The organism is Lacticaseibacillus casei DSM 20011 = JCM 1134 = ATCC 393 (assembly GCF_000829055.1).
GTDB classification, from domain to species: Bacteria; Bacillota; Bacilli; order Lactobacillales; family Lactobacillaceae; genus Lacticaseibacillus; species Lacticaseibacillus casei.
Window position 1 is genome coordinate 567,429 of the sequence record NZ_AP012544.1, and the last position, 18,992, is coordinate 586,420.

Here is an 18,992-nt window from a genome sequence, read left to right on the forward strand (position 1 = left end):
ACGTGCGAAAACATAAAAAAGCGTGGTTGATCGGGCTACTATCAGTTGTTGGGGTTATTGTGGTGGGCTTGATCGGTGCCAGTCTTTACTTTTACCAATATGCCTTCGTGCCCTCAAAGAAGTCTTTTTTGAGTGGCAAAGAGAGTCGCATCATTACGGACGGGAAGGCGTGGCTTAAATCCGTACATAAAGAAACTTGGACGCAGCAGGCGGTGGGCGACAAGCTTAAGCTGGTGGCGGATTATGTTCCGGCGGCTAAACCAACGACCAAAACCGTTGTGGTGGCGCATGGCTATATGACGAACAAAGAATATATGGCGCCGCAAATCAAGATGTTTCATGATGCCGGCTTCAATGTTCTGGCTCCTGATGATCGTGGCCAAGGCCAGTCGGAAGGCAATTATATCGGTTATGGGTGGCCAGACCGGCTAGATTACCTGAAATGGATTAATCAAATCATCAAAAAACAAGGCAAACAGAGTCAAATTGCCTTGTACGGTGTCTCGATGGGCGGCGCAACGGTGATGTATATCAGCGGCGAGAAGCTGCCGCCGCAGGTCAAGAGCATTGTCGAAGATTGCGGCTACATCAGCATTATTGACGAACTTGCTTATCAAGCCAAGTCGATGTTCAATTTGCCAAAATGGCCGCTGGTACCGGCAGTGGCACTGACCGCAACGCTTAAAGCCGGTTACAACCTCTTTGATGCCAGTGCGATCACGGCTTTGCACAAGAATACACGGCCTATTCTTTTTATCCACGGAGCCAAAGACACATTTGTCCCGACTAAAATGGTTTACCAGAATTATCGCGCAGCCACCAAGGCGAAAAAAGCGCTCTGGGTGGTTAAGGGTGCGGCTCATGCGCGGAGTTTTCCGGATCATCCCCAGGTTTACGCCAAACGCGTAGTCGGCTGGTTTAACGCCAACTGGTGAGTGTGCGTTTAATGCTGCGCTTCATTGGCGGCAACGCGGGCGAGAATCGTGTAAATCTTTTGCGCATCGCTTGGTGTGCCGCGAAGTTCGTAGTCGGCTAAAAACGGGGCGTCGAATTCTTTAGCGTAGCGTTTGGCAGTGAGGCAGTATTGTTCATTAAAATTCCGATTGCCCGAACCGATGATGCCTAAGCAATACTCGGCATTTTCGCCTTCAGCAAGGTAGTCGCCCATCGCATTGGTCATCAGTTCCTTGACACCATTGTCGATACCGTTGCCGCCGTCAAGATACGTGGGCACCATGACAAAAAATGGCTTGGTTTCTCCATCGCTCTGGGTGGCTTCAGAAATTTCTTTCAGCTGAATCGGTGGATTGTCGGGATTCTGCTGGTGCTGGGCATCGGCATAGTCAGCCAAGCGATGAGCAAAAGCGCGGGTGTTGCCGGAGATTGAAATGAATAAAACGCGAATAGGTTCAGTCATGATGATTGCCTCTTTCGTTTAAAAGTAAAATTGCTGGTTAGTAGCCATAAAGCCAGAAAAAGGAGTTGCGGTGTCGTCTTTAGCGAAACGCTGCGACTCCTTTTGAGTGAGCGTGAGCCGGCGCGGTCAGAAACCGGAGTGTAAGGACCTTGGACGTGATGGCCGGGTTTTGGCCATTGCGACCAAGGTCCTTACACGCAGGCTCCTGCGCCGGCGAACGCGTTATGGAAACAAATTAAAACTCCTGATAAACAGCCGGATCCTGATCCCTTAAGCGGCCATCAGGCTTGCTCAACTGATCAATGGCTGTCATTTCTTCCTTTGTCAGGCTAAAATCAAAAATATCAAGATTAGTGCGCTGCCGGGAAAGATGAGCCGATTTTGGAATTGGCAAGACACGGTGTTGGAGATCCCAGCGCAGGATAACCTGCCCGACATTTTTACCATGTTCCGCAGCAATTTGCTTGATGACAGGTTCTTTTAAAACGGCACCGCGACCTAAGGGACTCCAGGCAACTGTTTGAATGTTATGGGCGTCATCATACTCACGTTGGGTTTGCTGGTTAAAGTAAGGATGTAGCTCCACTTGATTAACCGCTGGCGTGACGCCGGTTTCTTTAATCAACCGATCAATGTGCCCCGGCAAGAAGTTGGAAACACCAATTGAGCGAATTAAGCCGAACCGTTGTGCCTGAATCAGCGCCTGCCACGCTTCAACGTAAAGTCCTTCTTTCGGATTAGGCCAATGGATCAAATAAAGGTCGTAATAATCCAGACCAGCGCGGTATAGACTTTCTTCGATGGTGTCAATGGCTTCCTGATAACGGTGATGACGGCCGGGTAACTTAGATGCAACGATCAATTGGCTGCGGGGAATGCCACTTTGGCGAACCGCTTCGCCCACAGCACCTTCGTTTTCATAATTAAACGCTGCATCGAGCAGGCGATACCCTAAGTAAAGGGCACCGACCATGGCTCTGACGCCGTTCGTGCCATTTAATTTATATGTCCCAAACCCGACTGCCGGCAAGACGTTGCCGTCGTTTAACGTATAGTGCATGCAAACAACCTCCTTGTGAAATACGAAATCGCTGGTGGTTTATCGTGCAATAACAGGTGATGTCGTTGCCACTTCATTTAGTGTAGTCCAAATGTCAGGATGCGTACAAGTCACGATGGTGCATCGTGTATAATGAATGCCATATAAGGAAGCAGGTGGTCAAAACGAGAACACAACAATGGCGAGCCATTTCCCGAAGTTGGTTTGCATTTTTCACCATGATTTTCTGGGTGCTTCTTTTTGTTGAAGCCTTCAGCACGGGAATGATGCTGACGGTTGGGACACCGGCACGTACTGAACAGGTGATTGTTAAAAGTAAAGGGTTGGTGCAGATGACCCAATCCCTAAATAAAGAATTAATCGACACGGCGAACAAGAATGGCGCCACTTTGAATCCGCAATCGACGCTGGTGACCATTGATGACACCCAACGATTGGCTTCAAAAATGGTGACTGCCAGTGCGGACAATCAAATGCGTGTGTCACTGGATACGATTAAAGAGAGCATAGCAAGTCGCCTGCAGAAAGCTGCTGCCGATCAAGGGCAAAATTTTGATCAAAAGAAAGTGCTGACGAGCCTCACAGCCTTCCTTGATCGCGAAATCAATCAGCTCGTGATGTCCGAAGGCTGGGGACGGGCTTATCCGTTACTGGTGCTCATGACGCAAACCGCGGTCATTGTGGCAGCGATCCTAATGGTGATCGTTTTATTGATTATGCTAAAAACCGCCCACTCTTGGCGGCAATTTTTGGTGGTCACGGGTCGCTCCACTTACATTATGGGGTATATGGGCGGATTTATGGCAGTCTTAACAACCGCTAGCCCGTTTTTAGGTGCCATTAGTGCCCGAATGCCGGTCAATACTGAACTGGCGCGCGATTTGCTTCTTGCGTATTCACCGTTGTGGCAGCGCGTGGCCGGTTGGACCATTGTCATTGGGTTGGTGATCGCGGCGCTGAGTCATTTTCTGCCAAGGCCGGCCGTCGATGAAAATGAGTCGGTGAATGCGGCATGACGGATTTATTGAATCGCATTAACGCGTTCGCCAGCCCAGAAACCTGCGTGTAAGGACCTCAGTCGCAATGGCCAAGGTCGGGCTATCACGCCTGAGGCCACTTACACGCCGGTTTCTAACCGGGCTGGCTCACGCTCACTAGAAAGGGAGGTTTCATGAAACGAGATAAGTGGCTTTGGTTGGCGTTATTGGTTGTGTTGCTTGTTGCCGGTGCCGGGTGGTATTGGTATAACAACCAGGCCGATACCCCGCCAACTAAAGAAGAAACCACGATTGGACGCACGGCGACGCTTTATTTGCATGGCTATTCTGGCGGTGCCGGGTCGACGAATACACTGATTCGCCGGGCTGAGGGGACCGGTGCGACCAAAGTGCTGACGGCAACGGTTGCTAAAAACGGCAAAGTTCAGTGGACCGGTGATCCGCATCGTGTCAGCAAGCCCATTGTTCAGGTGATCTTTCAAGACAACAAGAATCCTGACGTCGTGAAACTGGCAGATTGGTTGACGACGATTAATCGGCAGCTTTACCAGCGCTATGGTGTGCGCAATGTTAACTTTGTGGCACATTCAATGGGCAACATGGCGGTGATGTTTTACGCGGTTCGCAATCAGGATCAAGGCAAACTGCCGAAAATGAAGCACTATGTTGCCATTGCTGGGCATTTTGACGGCATTATTGGCATGGGGGATCAACCGCACCAGATTAAGCTGGCGGCTAACGGTTACCCGTCACCCATGGACGAAAATTACGGCGAATTGGCGCGTTTACGGGATCATTTTCCTAAAGGCGTTAAGGTGTTGAATATTTACGGTGATATTCACGATGGCAGCGATTCGGATGGTCGCGTAGCCAATAACTCTTCGCGATCCTTGCGTTATCTTGTCAGCCCCCGGGCAGCCACTTATCAAGAAAAGGAATACTTTGGCCGTGATGCTCAGCACAGCGCACTGCATGAGAATCCGCAAGTAGCCAAAGCTGTCGATTCGTTCATCTGGTAAACTCGCGACTAGTCACGGTCATAAGGCGCAATGACGACTTTACCACCCAGAAAACTTGCCATATACACGTCTTCTGGTTTATAGCCTTGTTCGGCAAGGCGGGCTTTGAGCCAGTCCTCATCGTGGTCAATCGCATCGAGTGCTGCCGGGTCAATCTGGCCGTCTAAAATAAGCGGATACTTGATGGTCTCATCGCCTTTGAAAATAACATTCAACTGTCCGTTCTGTTCAAGATAGGCTTGGCGAACATCGCGCAGATCTTTCACACCAGCGGTACGTAAGCGATAGGCGAGGTCGTTGGCTGACAAACCAACCTGCGTGGCGGTTTCGACGCGAATGTTCCCGTGTGAGACCACTAATAGCGGCTCGCCATCGATAGCCCGTTTGAGCCAGTGATTATGATTCGTCAGGTATTTCGAGCTGAAGACGATGAGTGTCCAGATTAGTAAGACGTTGACAAATTGCAAAATGCTGACGTCGGTATTATAAATGACACCCCCGATAATGCCGCCGAGGACATAGTTTTGCATCTGGTCAACAATCGTGGCCGGGGCAAGATTGCCTTTACCGGTGAGCTTAATCTGGACAACAAACACGATGAAGCCTAAAAGCAGCTTCATTGCGGTCACAAAATATAAATCCTGAAAAAGTGCCATGAGTGCCTCCTACTTAGTGACGAATTGGACTTGCGGGACAATTAAGGTTGTTTTGGTGAGCTGGTAACTATTGTTATCGGCGTTGATCGTGACGGTGTACATTTTTTTCGTGGACCGTCCAATCGTCACCAGCATCCCCGTGTGAACCGTGCTACTGTTGGCATACAGCTGATTGACGGACACCTGTTTCTGCGTAGCGACACTGCGCAATAAAGTAGCGACTGCCTGTGAATTAACGGTGGCAGTGCGGCTTGCCTGAAGATCGCGAATCTGAATGCCGATGGTCAACAACTCGATGAGAGCCACCAGGACTAAAAGGTCACGATATTTGTTGCTGCGCTTGTGACGGAGAAAATAAACCAGGTAGGCAATGATCGCCACAGCTCCGATGATGATGATGCCGTAACGCAAGGTGTTTTGCCAATTGTCTTGATGAGTCAGCACTGAATACGCAAAAAAAGTTGTTCCCATGAGACGCCTCCAAAAATAATAGTCTGGTCAAATCATAACAGAATGATAACCTGTTTGAAGTTATTCTTGACACGAAACATGACGGTGTTATGATAATCGCAACTCAAAACAGACAACATTGCTTTGCGGAGAAGAGTATCTGAAGCGCGGATCCCAAGCGAGCCTGGACAGTGGAAGCAGGCGATCGGTTAATCGGAGAAGATGAGCTCCAAATAGCTTTTCAGTGGTTCACGCCATTGAAACGGGTGCATCCGTTACCATGCCAGGTATCGAATTTGGTACTGGTGAGGTGTTGGCACTATGCCGACACGAATAAGGGTGGTAACGCGCGTCAGGCGCCCCTTGATCTTTAAAAGGATCAAGGGGCGCTTTTTTTTGAGCGTGAACTGACGCGCCAGAGAATGCGTTATCGCGATTGCCGCCTCTTTCGTTGCCGTGTGGTCAATGTTGTTTGAGGATCGTCATTTTCATAATACGGGAGGAATTCTCATGACAGAAGAAGTTAAAATCAAAGCACCATTTCGCGCTGATTTAGTTGGCAGTTTGTTGCGTCCGGAACGATTGAAAGTGGCGCATCAGCAACTGGACATTGGCGAGATTCAGCAGGATCAGGAGCTGGCGATTCAGCACGAAGCGATTGATCACATTGTCAAAAAGCAGGTTGAATTAGGCTTTAATGCGGTCACGGATGGGGAGTTTTCCCGCCGGTACTGGCATCTGGATTTCTTCTGGGGCTTAAATGGCTATGAAAAAGATGATTCCTGGAAGTATGAACATGATTTTAAAGGCGGCATCAATGCGGCGGCGAACGTTCATTTGGCGGGAAAGGTCAGCTTTAACCCACAGCATCCATTCTTTGCGGCATTTGAGTATCTTAAAAGTATCGTGCCGGAAGGGGTACTGCCAAAACAGACGATTCCCAGTCCAGCCTTGCTGTTTCGGGATCATCGTAGTGACAACTGGCCGAAGTATTATGACACCTTTGATGACTATTTAGCCGATATTGTCCAGGCTTATGTCGATACGATTCAGCACTTTTATGATTTAGGCGATCGTTATCTTCAAATCGATGACACGAACTGGGCATATCTGATTCAGAACTTGAGGGACACCGAAAACGATCCGAAGAAACATGAACATTTTGTGGCATTAGCTAAGCTGGCCCACCGCGTGATTAAAGCGGTTTTGGTGAAATTGCCGGAAGATTTGACGGTCACCTCACATATCTGTCGCGGCAATTTCCAGTCGACGTTTTTGTTCTCCGGCGGCTATCAATATGTGGCTGATGATATTGGGGACTTGCCATACGACGGGCTGTTTCTTGAATATGACAGTCAACGGGCCGGGTCGTTTGAACCGTTGCCGCAACTTTGGAACGGGGATCCCAACAAACGAATTGTATTAGGTTTGATCACCTCGAAATTTCCGGAATTAGAAGATGAAGAAGCGGTGATCGAACGCATCAACGTCGCAACTGCTTACGTGCCGTTAGACAATCTGGCTTTGTCCACTCAATGCGGCTTTGCGTCGACCGAAGAAGGTAATAAGCTGACAGAAGACGATCAATGGGCCAAGTTGGCGTTAGTTCAACGCATTGCCCATCGTGTTTGGGCTGATGCCTGACTGACAAGTCCTTAGGGTGACACAAGCCGAAACGTGACAGATTTTTACGCACCATCGGCGATTGTGTTATATGATGAATACGTAAACGATTGAGAAGGAGATCTTTGAGTTATGGCAAAAGTCGAAAGCTTCACATTGGATCACACGGCAGTCAAGGCACCTTACGTACGTTTGATTACGACTGAAAAAGGTACCAAAGGCGATGAAATTTCGAATTATGATCTGCGGTTGGTTCAACCTAACACCGCAGCCATCGATACGGCTGGTTTGCACACGATCGAGCACTTGTTAGCATCGTTGTTGCGCGATCGGATGGATGGCGTCATCGATTGTTCACCATTTGGCTGCCGAACCGGATTCCATCTGATTACCTGGGGCACGCACAGCACCACTGAAGTAGCCAAGGCTCTCAAGTCCAGCCTGGAAGCAATTGCCAATGATATTACCTGGGATGATGTACCGGGCGTTGATATCAAGAGTTGCGGCAATTACAAAGATCACAGTCTTTTTTCGGCCAAGGAATGGGCAAAGCTAATTCTGAGCCGCGGCATTTCCGACGACCCATATGTGTGTCAGGTTGTCTGAGTTTGTCAAAATGATCGACGAATGATTGAGCGTTCGTGTGCGCAAAAAAGGCGCTGTCCAAGTTTGTGAAGCGAACTTGGCAGCGCCATTTTTATGGCAACTAGTTTAACTGAATAAATCGATCAACCAGCGGCCACCGTAAAGAAGGCTCATACTGTAGGCGAAAATCGTAATGGGCTTTCCAAGGATGATAATCCAGAAGAATTTTGTGAACGTCATTTTGGTTAAACCAGCCAGCAGACACAATACATCATCAGGTGCGACCGGTAACACAATCGCCAAGGTAAATAACCGGTCGAAACGCGTTTGATTTTTTGTATATCCGATGTATTTGTCGTAAGTTTTTTCCGATATCAAATAAGTCAGCAGCGGTTTACCATAGCGTCGCGCGAGGAAAAAGTTGATGAACGAGCCAATCGCAATGCCGACATAGTTGTAGAGAAAACCAAACCACGGGCCAAAAAGAATGACCCCGGCTGCTGTGCTAATGCCGCCGGGAATGATCGGAATGACAACCTGAATAACCTGAATGATGACAAAAAACAGAACACCGGTCAGGCCGAGTTGAGCGATATAAGCTTGCAGGACCTTGACATCGGAGAGAATGCCGAGGTCATACCAGTAGATAGTCACAGCAATTAAAGCGATGACAACAGCAACGGTTGCCAGGTTAATCAAATGGCGGATATTTTTGGGAGTCATCATTAAGCCTCAAAACGATTTATCATCAAGAAAACATCTATGCTACAATGAATCAAGCGTACCAAACATATGTACTGAATGGAGAGCTTATGTACGAATACTTTGAAGGCACGATTCAGGCCATTACCCCTGCGTACATCGTGATTGATGTCAACGGTATCGGATTTCGCTTGCTAGTCGCCAACCCATATGACTTTGAAGCCGGTAAGCAGATGCGAATTTATGTGCAGCTGATTATCCGCGACAATGATCAAGCCTTGTATGGTTTTGAATCTGCCGCGGATAAGCGCACGTTTAACCAGTTGCTGACCGTCACCGGGATTGGCCCGAAATCGGCGCTGGCTATTTTGGCGAATGTCTCCAGCGGCGGCCTGGCAACTGCCATTGCTCAGAATGACGTTAAGTTCCTGACCAAGTTTCCGGGTATCGGCAAGAAAACCGCAGCTCAGATCATTCTCGATCTAAAAGGAAAAATTTCAGCGGATGCCCAGCCGTCGCCCGCTGCCATCACGCCGACAGCTAGTGACGTGGCACCGGCGCTGGCCGATGCATTGGCGGCTTTAGTCGCTTTAGGATACACCCAACGGGCAGTCGACGGTATCACAGATGCTTTGAAGGCATTTGATGCCACAACAACTGATGCCTATTTGCGCGAAGGCTTGCGATTATTAAGCGGACGTGCGTAGCATTGATTATACTGGAGCCATTCAATGCCGACAACATGAAGGCATTTATGAATGGTTTAAGAATAGGGGGTGAACCTTTTTGGCAGACGCAAACAAGGATCGGTTGGTATCAGGCGACATTGACGACCTGAACGAAGCGCAAATTGAAAAGAGCCTACGTCCACGGATGCTGGCGCAATACATTGGCCAGGATCGGGTTAAACATCAGCTGCAGGTCTATATCACCGCGGCTAAGCAACGCGAAGAGTCCTTGGATCACGTGTTGCTTTACGGGCCGCCGGGATTGGGGAAAACCACGCTGGCATTAGTTATTGCCAATGAGCTAGGCGTCAACATTCGGACCACTTCCGGACCGGCCATTGAAAAGCCGGGCGACTTGGTGGCGCTGTTGAATGAGTTACGCCCTGGTGACGTGTTGTTTGTCGATGAAATTCACCGCTTACCCAAAATTGTTGAAGAAATGCTTTATTCAGCGATGGAGGACTTTTATATTGATATCGTGGTGGGTCAGGGACCGACAGCGCATCCGGTTCATTTTCCCTTACCGCCGTTTACACTAATCGGTGCCACGACGCGTGCAGGCATGCTGTCAGCGCCATTGCGGGATCGATTTGGCATCAGTGAACATATGGCGTATTATTCGCCTGACGACTTAAGTGAGATTGTTAAGCGGTCGGCAACGGTTTTTAACATGGCGATTGATGCTGAAGGCGCTCATGAAATTGCGCGGCGGTCGCGGGGCACACCGCGCGTTGCCAATCGTCTCCTGAAACGGGTGCGCGATTTTGCGGAAGTTGCCGGTAAAAGTCCGGTTGATTTGCAAATGGTCGATCATGCCTTGGATCAATTACAGGTTGATGCGCAAGGACTCGATCAAATTGATCGAAAACTATTGATGTTCATGATCCGCGACTACCAAGGCGGACCGGTCGGCTTATCCACGATCGCTGCGAACATTGGCGAAGAAATGGCCACCATTGAAGAAATGTACGAACCCTATTTGCTGCAGATTGGCTATTTAAAACGAACACCACGCGGCCGCATGGTGACGCCGGCCGGATTTGCGCATATGGGGATGACGGCGCCGGAGCCTGACAACCGGGCGCAGTAAGTCAAAACGATTAAAATGAATGGAAGCGAACAAGGTGCAAGACAAAAAACGTTATCGTCAAGTAGAAAATAAAAATTATCAACTTTCGGATTTCGATTATGATCTGCCACATGAATTAATTGCGCAGACACCGCTGAAGGAACGCGATGCCAGTCGGTTACTGGTACTGAATGCTGATACCGGTGCCATGCAAGATCGGCATTTTTATGATATTTTGGATTATTTTAAACCAGGAGACGCACTGGTCATGAATGACACTCGGGTGATGCCGGCGCGGCTTTATGGTGTTAAGCCGGAAACCGGCGCGCACATGGAAGTCTTGTTACTTAACAACACGTCCGGCGATGACTGGGAAACTTTGATGAAGCCAGCGCGTAAGGCACCGGTTGGCACCGTGATTGACTTTGGTGACGGCTTGTTGAAGGCAACGGTCACCAAAGAACTGGATAATGGTGGTCGCATGATTCATTTTGATTACGATGGCATTTTCATGGAAATTCTGGACAAGCTTGGCGAAACGCCACTCCCGCCTTACATCAAAGAAAAACTTGACGATCCGGAGATGTACCAGACAGTTTATTCTAAGGAATTAGGATCCGCAGCAGCCCCAACAGCCGGGTTGCACTGGACCAAAGAATTGCTGAAAAAAGTGCAGGATAAAGGGGTCAAATTAGTTTATCTGACCCTGCATGTCGGCCTCGGCACGTTCCGGCCAGTGGTTGAGGAAAATATCGAATCCCATAAAATGCACAGCGAATTTTACCGCTTAACCCCTGAAGCAGCGGCAACCCTAAATGAGGTCCGCGACAACGGCGGCCGCATCATCGCAACCGGGACAACGTCAATTCGGACGCTCGAAGCCATCGGCACCAAGTTCGACGGTGAAATCAAACCGGACTCTGGCTGGACCGACATCTTCATCAAGCCAGGCTACCAGTGGAAAGTCGTCGACGCCTTCATCACCAACTTTCATCTACCAAAATCAACCCTAGTCATGCTAGTAGCCGCCTTCACCGGCCGCGACACCATTCTGAATGCTTACAAGCATGCGATTGAAGAAAAATATCGGTTCTTTAGTTTTGGGGATGCCATGTTCATCTATTGATGAGCGCGAGCAGGAGCGCTTAGAAATCGGAGTGTAAGTGGCCCCAAACCTAAATGGCTGGTCTTTGGCCGGGGTCCTTACACGTAGATTTCTGCGACTGCGAGCGCGTTATGGAAAGCATCAGAGAGCATTTTTTCAACACCCACCACACCACGCAAAAAGCCGGCTTGCCCAACGCAAGCCGGCTTTATAACGGACGGGATCACATCAACACACACCTACAGACATGTCTCGATTTTTCTTTTAACGCATCGCTGCGTGGAACAACGTATTCATAGACGATCACAATGGCCAGGTCAAAACCCGGGAAGTGCGAAAACTACGGTAACGGTGATCCCGTCCTTAGGTTTATTTTAACAGGAATCGCGATCCGAAAAAAGCAAACGGGCCTAAATCTGCCAAACTTTGAGTGGCGTTCGTTTTGTCATTTAAAACAGATTCCTTTCTTTTAAATGACAAGTAACTCTGTTAAACTGGCATAACGAGAAAATGGATCAGTGGTGCTGCGAGGGCACTACGATGAATAAGGAGTTTGTTCATGGAACCAGCTGTTAAATATCATCTCATCCATCAAGATAAGCATAGCGGTGCCCGTTTAGGTGAATTAATCACGCCACACGGGACTTTTCCGACGCCTATGTTTATGCCGGTGGGGACGCAGGCAAGCGTTAAAACGATGGCGCCGGAGGAACTAGATACGATGGGCGCCACCGTTATTTTAGCCAACACGTACCATCTGTGGTTGCGCCCGGGACCAGAGCTAATTGAAGAAGCCGGTGGGTTGCACAAATTTATGAATTGGCATAAAGGCATTTTGACTGACTCAGGCGGTTTTCAGGTCTTTTCGCTTGCCGATACCCGACATATCACGGAGGACGGCGTTACGTTCAAGAACCATCTTAACGGGGCGAAAATGTTTCTGTCACCGGAAAAAGCCATTGCCATTGAAAATGCGCTTGGCTCTGATATCATGATGAGTCTGGATGAGTGTCCGCCATTTTTTGAAAGCTATGATTACGTCAAAAAGAGTGTGGCGCGAACCAGTCGTTGGGCGGAGCGGGGGTTAAAAGCCCACAAGAATCCGGATTGGCAAGCGTTGTTTGGTATTGTTCAAGGGGCAGGTTTCAGAGATCTGCGTGAGCAAAGTGCCAAGGACTTGGTCAGCATGGACTTCCCAGGCTATTCGATTGGCGGGTTGTCGGTTGGTGAATCCAAAGATGAGATGAATCACGTATTGGACTTTACGACGCCGCTGCTGCCGGAGAATAAACCGCGTTATCTGATGGGTGTGGGGTCGGCGGATGCGCTCATTGACGGGGCATTGCGCGGCATTGATATGTTTGACTGCGTTTTGCCAACGCGGATCGCCCGCAACGGCACCTGCATGACCAGTCGTGGCCGCCTTGTCATCAAAAACGCGAAGTATGCCCATGACTTTGGCCCGCTCGATCCTAATTGTAACTGTTATGCGTGCCGCAATTACAGCCGCGCCTATATTCGCCATCTGATTCACGTTGGCGAAGCGTTTGGCATTCGGTTGACGACCTACCATAACCTGTATTTCCTGTTACACCTGATGCAGCAGGTTCGCGAAGCCATTGCGAATGACGACCTCTTGGCTTTCCGCGAAGACTTTTTTGAAGCTTATGGGTACAACAAGGAAAAAGCAAAGAATTTCTAGTTTATTGGAGCACAACGCGAAATTCTGGTACACTATGCATTGACAAACTAAAAATAAGAGGTGCCTAATTTGGGAAATGGTAATGTTTCAATGATCGTTCTGTTAGTTGCTTTTTTTGCCTTCATGTACTTTTTCATGATTCGTCCGCAAAAAAAGCAGCAGCAGAAGCGCCAGGAAATGCTGAATGGGTTAAAAAAAGGCGATCCGATTGTGACAATTGGCGGCCTGCACGGGGTTATCGACTCCATTGACCAGCAAGCAGGAACGGTTGTCATCGATTCTGACGGGATTTATCTGACGTTCAACTTAAACGCGGTTCGTGGCGTAGCTTCTCGTCCCGCAACACCGGCGCCAGCAGCCAAGTCAGAAGAAGCTGCCAATACGGATGAACAACGAGCAGCCAAAGCAGCTGACGACACAGAATCGGAAGCTGATAGCCAAGCAGCTGCCACAGACGACACGACTTCGGAAGCAGACAACAAACAGAATTAATCGGCAATTCATTGCTGAATCAAACAAGAGCGGGCATTTGCTGGCTCTTTTTTTTGAGCAAGAAAGGAAGCGCTCACATAGGGTTTTCTGTGACTACGAGCACGTAATTTCTGATCAAATTGTCGATTACTCGTAATTCCCGGCGACCAAGTTCAAAAAAATACAAAGTGAAAAGCGCTTTTAATCCTTGATATTCCGCTAATGTCAATGAGCAAGCAATTTTTTGTGAAAAAGTTCACCAAAGTTGTTTACAAATTCACATGAATCGGTTATGATCTCCTTGTGAAATGGTTAACAAAAATTATGCGAAATGCTTGGAGGTAATCTCATGCTTAAGAATACCGCGAAAACTGCTACTGAAGTTGATGTGAAGCAAATGATCGACGAACTGGTTGCCAATGCGCACTCAGCTTTGAAGATTATGAAAACCTTTGATCAAGAAAAGATCGATCACATCGTTCATCGGATGGCGATTGCTGGCTTGGATCATCATATGGAATTGGCAAAACTCGCCGTTGATGAAACCGGCCGTGGAGTTTGGGAAGATAAAGCCATCAAGAATATGTTTGCCACCGAAGAAATCTGGCATTCAATTAAGAACAATAAGACGGTTGGCGTGATCAATGAAGATAAGCAACGCGGCTTGGTGTCAATTGCCGAACCGATCGGGGTTATTGCCGGGGTAACACCGGTGACCAATCCGACTTCTACCACAATCTTCAAATCCGAAATTTCAATCAAAACCCGTAATCCGATTATTTTCGCTTTCCATCCGGGTGCCCAAAAGTCTTCAGCGCGTGCGCTGGAAGTCATCCGTGAAGAAGCTGAAAAAGCCGGATTGCCAAAAGGCGCTTTACAGTATATTCCGGTACCAAGCATGGAAGCGACCAAGGCTCTGATGGATCATCCAGGCATTGCGACGATCCTGGCAACAGGTGGCCCGGGCATGGTTAAGTCCGCCTATTCTTCTGGCAAGCCTGCTTTAGGGGTTGGTGCAGGGAATGCCCCGGCATACATCGAAGCCAGTGCCAACATCAAACAGGCCGTCAATGACCTAGTACTTTCCAAGAGTTTTGACAATGGTATGATCTGTGCTTCCGAACAAGGAGCGATTGTTGATTCCAGCATTTACGATGCCGTGAAGAAAGAATTCGAAGCCCAAGGCGCTTATTTTGTTCAACCTAAGGACATGAAGAAGTTTGAAAGCACCGTGATCAATCTTGAAAAGCAAAGCGTCAATCCGCGCATTGTCGGTCAAAGTCCGAAGCAGATTGCTGAGTGGGCCGGTATTCAAATTCCGGAAGGTACCACGATTCTGATCGCTGAACTTAAAGGCGTGGGCGTGAAGTATCCACTTTCCCGCGAAAAGCTGAGCCCGGTTTTGGCCATGGTCAAAGCTGACGGGCATGAAGATGCCTTCAAGAAATGCGAAACTATGTTGGACATTGGCGGGTTAGGGCACACAGCGGTTATTCATACGGCAGATGAAGACTTGGCTTTGAAGTATGCCGATGCCATGCAGGCTTGCCGGATCTTGATCAACACGCCATCTTCTGTCGGCGGGATCGGGGACCTTTATAACGAAATGATTCCTAGCCTGACGCTGGGCTGCGGCTCTTACGGCGGCAACTCGATTTCGCACAATGTGGGGACAGTTGACTTGCTGAATATCAAGACCATGGCAAAACGGCGCAACAATATGCAATGGATGAAATTGCCGCCAAAGATTTATTTTGAAAAAAACTCGGTTCGCTATCTGGAACACATGGAAGGCATTAAGCGGGCGTTCATCGTTGCCGACCGCAGCATGGAAAAGCTGGGTTTCGTGAAGATCATTGAAGATGTACTGGCACGCCGGGAAAATCCGGTTCAGGTGCAGACCTTCGTTGATGTTGAACCTGATCCATCAACCGACACTGTCTTCAAAGGAACCGATATCATGCGGTCATTTGGTCCGGATACTGTCATTGCTATCGGTGGCGGCTCGGTTATGGATGCTGCCAAGGGTATGTGCTTATTCAATGACGCCGGGGATGCCGACTTCTTCGGGGCTAAGCAAAAGTTTCTGGATATTCGTAAGCGGACTTACACCTTCCCGAAACTGAACAAGACCAAACTGGTTTGCATCCCGACGACTTCCGGTACCGGTTCTGAGGTTACCCCATTTGCGGTTATCACGGATTCGAAAGCAGGCATCAAGTATCCCTTAGCCGATTATGCGCTGACCCCGGATATCGCGATTGTGGACAGTCAATTCATTGAATCCGTACCGCCAGTGGTTGTTGCCGACTCCGGTCTCGATGTTCTCTGCCATGCAACTGAAAGCTATGTATCCACCATGGCAACCCACTATACTAAGGGCTTGAGCCTTGAAGCGATCAAGCTGGTATTTGAAAACCTTGAAAAGAGTTATCACGGCGACATCGCTGCGAAATCCAAGATGCATGATGCTTCAACGATTGCCGGGATGGCCTTTGCCAACGCACTGCTGGGAATTAACCACAGTATTGCCCACAAGTTGGGTCAGGCGTTCCATCTCCCTCATGGCCGTTGCATTGCGATCACCATGCCACACGTGATCCGTTTCAATGCCAGTCAGCCGAAGAAGCGCGCTATCTGGGCTAAGTACAGTTACTTCCGCGCCAACGAAGATTATGCAGAAATTGCCCGTTATCTTGGCTTGCCAGGTAAAACCACCGATGAACTGGTAGAAAGCTACGTTCAGGCCTTCATCAAACTGGCACACAGCGTTGGCATCAAGTTGAGTCTGAAGGATCAAGGGGTTAAAAAAGCCGATCTGGACAAGCAGGTTGATCGACTTGCCGAACTTGCTTACGAAGACAACTGCACAGTCACCAATCCACAAGAACCATTAATCAGTGATTTGAAGCACATCATTCTCGATGAATACGAAGGCACGGAATCGACTTTCTAGGCGAGCATATGCTAATCATTTCACGATGATCGGCGAAGGTTCATCAGATTAACCTTTTGCGCCGATCTGTCAAAACACGTCATGAAATTGACGTGTTTTTTTATGCAAGTCATGGCATAATGTAGTACGGTAACTGCAATTAAAAGTAAGGACGTAAAATGACACCGAATAAAGAAGATTATCTTAAGTTGATTTTTGAGATCGGCGGTGACACCGAACTGGTCTCTAATAAGCAAATCGTTGCGGGGATGCATGTTTCTGCTGCCTCGGTCAGTGAGATGATCAATAAACTGGGTGAAGAAAAACTGGTCGCGCACACGCCTTACCAGGGCATCCAATTGACATCGGCAGGCCGGAAAAAAGCGGCTATTTTGGTGCGTAATCATCGTCTTTGGGAAGTGTTTTTAGTTAAATGCCTGAAGTATTCGCCGGATGCTGTTCATCAGGAGGCGGAAAAATTGGAACATGCCCTGACACCGGAGATGGCAAAACGGCTGTCTGCCATGTTGGGAAATCCCGAATACTGTCCGCATGGTGGCGTGATTCCGGATGCGGAAGGCCACTATATCCAGCAGAGTCGCGTCACTTTGGGTACAATGGAAGTTGGTCAACGCGGTCATATCGAACGGGTAATTGATGAGGTTTCGTTAATTGATTACACCGTCAAAATCGATCTACGCCTTGATGATGCCTTCACGGTGACGGCTAAAACACTGGATGCAGTGATCATCAAATTGGATCGAACAGGAAAAGAATTGGCGGTCGATGCCGATCGTGCTGCGCATATATTTGTTGAATTGTAATCAGGTTTTGGGAAAGCAGGGGCGTATACATGCCAGAAGAATCACGCGCTGTGATCATTATTTTTGGAGGATCAGGGGATCTAGCTTCGCGTAAACTATATCCCGCATTATTTAATCTTTATCGCCGCGGCGTGTTGGCTGAACATTTTGCCGTGATCGGGACTGCCCGACGACCATGGAGCGATGAACATTACCATGAGGTGGTTGAAACCGCGATTGCCGGGCTTAACCCGGAGCCGGAGCAAGCACACGCGTTTGCCCAACATTTCTTTTATCAAAGCCATGATGTCACCGATGCGGATCATTACATCACGCTAAAAAATCTGGCGGCTAAGTTGGATGATCAGTTTGCGACGGGTGGCAATCGGGTCTTTTACATGGCGATGGCACCGGACTTCTTTGAAACCATTGCCAGCCATCTCAAGTCCGAACATTTGTTGACGGATGCCGGGTTTAATCGGCTCATTATCGAAAAACCGTTTGGCCATGACTACGCCAGCGCCAAAGAACTGAATGACTCGTTAACGGCAACGTTTGCCGATGATCAGATCTTCCGGATTGATCATTACTTAGGCAAAGAGATGATTCAGAATCTTTTGGCGTTTCGGTTTGACAATACGATTTTTGAAGGTATCTGGAATAAGAAGTATATCGACAACATTCAGATTACGTTGGCCGAAGCGGTCGGCGTTGAGGAGCGGGCCGGCTATTATGAAAAGGCTGGCGCACTGCGGGACATGGTGCAAAACCACGTGATGCAGGTGCTGTCTTATCTCACCATGGACAAGCCGAAGTCCTTTACCACCAATGATATTTTGGCGGTAAAGGATAAAGTGTTCGCGGCGTTGAAGCCCTATGATCTGGCAACAGCGAAAGCCAATTTTGTCCGCGCCCAGTACGTCGGCGCTGAAGTCGATGGGAAAGCCGTTCGCGGATACCGTGAGGAAGAAGGCGTGGCGGCTGATTCACAAACCGCGACATTTGTGGCCGGAAAAATTATGTTGGATATGCCGCAGTGGCAAGGCGTTCCGATTTATATTCGCACCGGCAAACGCCTGACGCGCAAATCGACGCAGCTGACACTGACCTTCAAGCCAGTCGCTGCGCCGTTGTTCGGCCAATCCGCCGACAGCAAACCGGACACCTTGACCATTTATATCGAGCCAAGTGAAGGCTATTCACTACAGCTAAACGGCAAGGCGTTGGGAACTGGCCTCACCATTGAACCGGATGAATTGCGTTACCGCCATGACCCAGAGGCAGCGGCTGCAGCACCGGAGGCCTATGAACGGCTGATTAACAACGTGTTGGAAGGCGATCAGACCAACTTTACCCATTGGTCCGAATTGTCGGCTTCGTGGCACTTCATTGATGCCATTCAGGCTGCCTGGTCACAAGAACCGAACATGCCAACGTATCCGGCCGCAACTATGGGACCACAGGCAGCGTTTGATTTGTTGTCGCGTGACGGCCGCGAATGGTTCTGGCAACCGCACTGTGTTCAAATGGCTGATTAAGACTAATATACAGTGAGAAGGGACTGTGGCCGGAAAGGTTATGGTTCCTTTTTGAGTGAGCGTGAGCCAGCCCAGTTTCTGGGCTGGCGAGCGCGTTATCGAAAGCGAAATTCGGCCAGCCTTATTGCCCC

At 48.9% G+C, this 18,992-nt stretch carries 18 protein-coding genes; 13 read left to right on the forward strand and 5 right to left on the reverse strand.

Going from position 1 to position 18,992, the window contains the following annotated elements:
* Positions 1-2 precede the first annotated feature (2 nt).
* Positions 3-935: an alpha/beta hydrolase gene (locus LBCZ_RS02755; RefSeq protein ID WP_025012303.1), complete on the forward strand. Its 933-nt coding sequence runs from the start codon at positions 3-5 to the stop codon at positions 933-935.
* A gap of 8 nt (positions 936-943) precedes the next feature.
* Here the strand turns inward: LBCZ_RS02755 and nrdI are convergent, their stop codons facing one another.
* Together nrdI and LBCZ_RS02765 are read right to left on the reverse strand one after the other, a co-directional pair.
* Positions 944-1,417, reverse strand: coding sequence for a class Ib ribonucleoside-diphosphate reductase assembly flavoprotein NrdI (gene nrdI / locus LBCZ_RS02760; protein WP_025012304.1), 474 nt, complete (start codon positions 1,415-1,417; stop codon positions 944-946).
* A gap of 235 nt (positions 1,418-1,652) precedes the next feature.
* Complete coding sequence (locus LBCZ_RS02765; RefSeq protein WP_039639538.1) at positions 1,653-2,477, reverse strand: aldo/keto reductase; 825 nt, start codon at positions 2,475-2,477, stop codon at positions 1,653-1,655.
* Positions 2,478-2,695: 218 nt separating this feature from the next.
* Between LBCZ_RS02765 and LBCZ_RS02770 the strand changes: the two genes are divergently transcribed.
* Together LBCZ_RS02770 and LBCZ_RS02775 are read left to right on the forward strand one after the other, a co-directional pair.
* Entirely contained in the window at positions 2,696-3,493 is a 798-nt protein-coding gene (locus tag LBCZ_RS02770) for a hypothetical protein (RefSeq protein ID WP_171020826.1), read from the forward strand.
* 155 nt (positions 3,494-3,648) lie between these two features.
* The gene (locus LBCZ_RS02775; RefSeq protein WP_039639536.1) at positions 3,649-4,494 is read left to right on the forward strand and encodes an alpha/beta hydrolase; all 846 of its coding nucleotides are present in this window, start codon (positions 3,649-3,651) and stop codon (positions 4,492-4,494) included.
* An 8-nt stretch (positions 4,495-4,502) separates the two neighbouring features.
* Here the strand turns inward: LBCZ_RS02775 and LBCZ_RS02780 are convergent, their stop codons facing one another.
* Together LBCZ_RS02780 and LBCZ_RS02785 are read right to left on the reverse strand one after the other, a co-directional pair.
* Positions 4,503-5,150, reverse strand: coding sequence for a DUF421 domain-containing protein (locus LBCZ_RS02780; protein WP_025012306.1), 648 nt, complete (start codon positions 5,148-5,150; stop codon positions 4,503-4,505).
* Between the two features lie 9 nt (positions 5,151-5,159).
* Positions 5,160-5,621, reverse strand: coding sequence for a DUF3290 family protein (locus LBCZ_RS02785; protein ID WP_025012307.1), 462 nt, complete (start codon positions 5,619-5,621; stop codon positions 5,160-5,162).
* A gap of 489 nt (positions 5,622-6,110) precedes the next feature.
* Here LBCZ_RS02785 and LBCZ_RS02790 point away from each other — a divergent pair, with 489 nt between their 5' ends.
* Both LBCZ_RS02790 and LBCZ_RS02795 read left to right on the forward strand, forming a co-directional pair.
* Positions 6,111-7,244 carry a vitamin B12 independent methionine synthase gene (locus LBCZ_RS02790; RefSeq protein WP_025012308.1) on the forward strand — a complete coding sequence of 378 codons (1,134 nt, stop codon included), beginning with the start codon at positions 6,111-6,113 and terminating at the stop codon, positions 7,242-7,244.
* A 111-nt stretch (positions 7,245-7,355) separates the two neighbouring features.
* Positions 7,356-7,829, forward strand: a complete 474-nt coding sequence (locus tag LBCZ_RS02795; RefSeq protein WP_025012309.1) for an S-ribosylhomocysteine lyase — start codon at positions 7,356-7,358, stop codon at positions 7,827-7,829.
* A gap of 105 nt (positions 7,830-7,934) precedes the next feature.
* Here the strand turns inward: LBCZ_RS02795 and LBCZ_RS02800 are convergent, their stop codons facing one another.
* Positions 7,935-8,531 (reverse strand): TVP38/TMEM64 family protein, encoded by a 597-nt coding sequence (locus LBCZ_RS02800; protein ID WP_010493681.1) that lies wholly within the window; start codon positions 8,529-8,531, stop codon positions 7,935-7,937.
* An 89-nt stretch (positions 8,532-8,620) separates the two neighbouring features.
* On the opposite strand from LBCZ_RS02800, the gene ruvA reads away from it, so the two are divergent.
* The 8 genes from ruvA to zwf all read left to right on the forward strand — a co-directional run bounded on the left by ruvA (position 8,621) and on the right by zwf (position 18,861).
* The gene (gene ruvA, locus LBCZ_RS02805; RefSeq protein WP_025012310.1) at positions 8,621-9,217 is read left to right on the forward strand and encodes a Holliday junction branch migration protein RuvA; all 597 of its coding nucleotides are present in this window, start codon (positions 8,621-8,623) and stop codon (positions 9,215-9,217) included.
* Positions 9,218-9,296: 79 nt separating this feature from the next.
* Positions 9,297-10,328 carry a Holliday junction branch migration DNA helicase RuvB gene (ruvB, locus tag LBCZ_RS02810; protein ID WP_039639533.1) on the forward strand — a complete coding sequence of 344 codons (1,032 nt, stop codon included), beginning with the start codon at positions 9,297-9,299 and terminating at the stop codon, positions 10,326-10,328.
* Between the two features lie 19 nt (positions 10,329-10,347).
* Entirely contained in the window at positions 10,348-11,433 is a 1,086-nt protein-coding gene (gene queA, locus LBCZ_RS02815) for a tRNA preQ1(34) S-adenosylmethionine ribosyltransferase-isomerase QueA (protein ID WP_032958311.1), read from the forward strand.
* Between the two features lie 538 nt (positions 11,434-11,971).
* Positions 11,972-13,114, forward strand: coding sequence for a tRNA guanosine(34) transglycosylase Tgt (gene tgt, locus LBCZ_RS02820; RefSeq protein ID WP_025012312.1), 1,143 nt, complete (start codon positions 11,972-11,974; stop codon positions 13,112-13,114).
* 90 nt (positions 13,115-13,204) lie between these two features.
* Positions 13,205-13,606, forward strand: a complete 402-nt coding sequence (gene yajC / locus LBCZ_RS02825) for a preprotein translocase subunit YajC (protein WP_032958322.1) — start codon at positions 13,205-13,207, stop codon at positions 13,604-13,606.
* A gap of 328 nt (positions 13,607-13,934) precedes the next feature.
* Positions 13,935-16,541, forward strand: a complete 2,607-nt coding sequence (gene adhE, locus LBCZ_RS02830; RefSeq protein WP_039639531.1) for a bifunctional acetaldehyde-CoA/alcohol dehydrogenase — start codon at positions 13,935-13,937, stop codon at positions 16,539-16,541.
* A 158-nt stretch (positions 16,542-16,699) separates the two neighbouring features.
* Positions 16,700-17,344, forward strand: coding sequence for a metal-dependent transcriptional regulator (locus LBCZ_RS02835; RefSeq protein ID WP_025012314.1), 645 nt, complete (start codon positions 16,700-16,702; stop codon positions 17,342-17,344).
* A 29-nt stretch (positions 17,345-17,373) separates the two neighbouring features.
* Complete coding sequence (gene zwf, locus LBCZ_RS02840) at positions 17,374-18,861, forward strand: glucose-6-phosphate dehydrogenase (protein ID WP_039639529.1); 1,488 nt, start codon at positions 17,374-17,376, stop codon at positions 18,859-18,861.
* Positions 18,862-18,992: the final 131 nt, after the last annotated feature.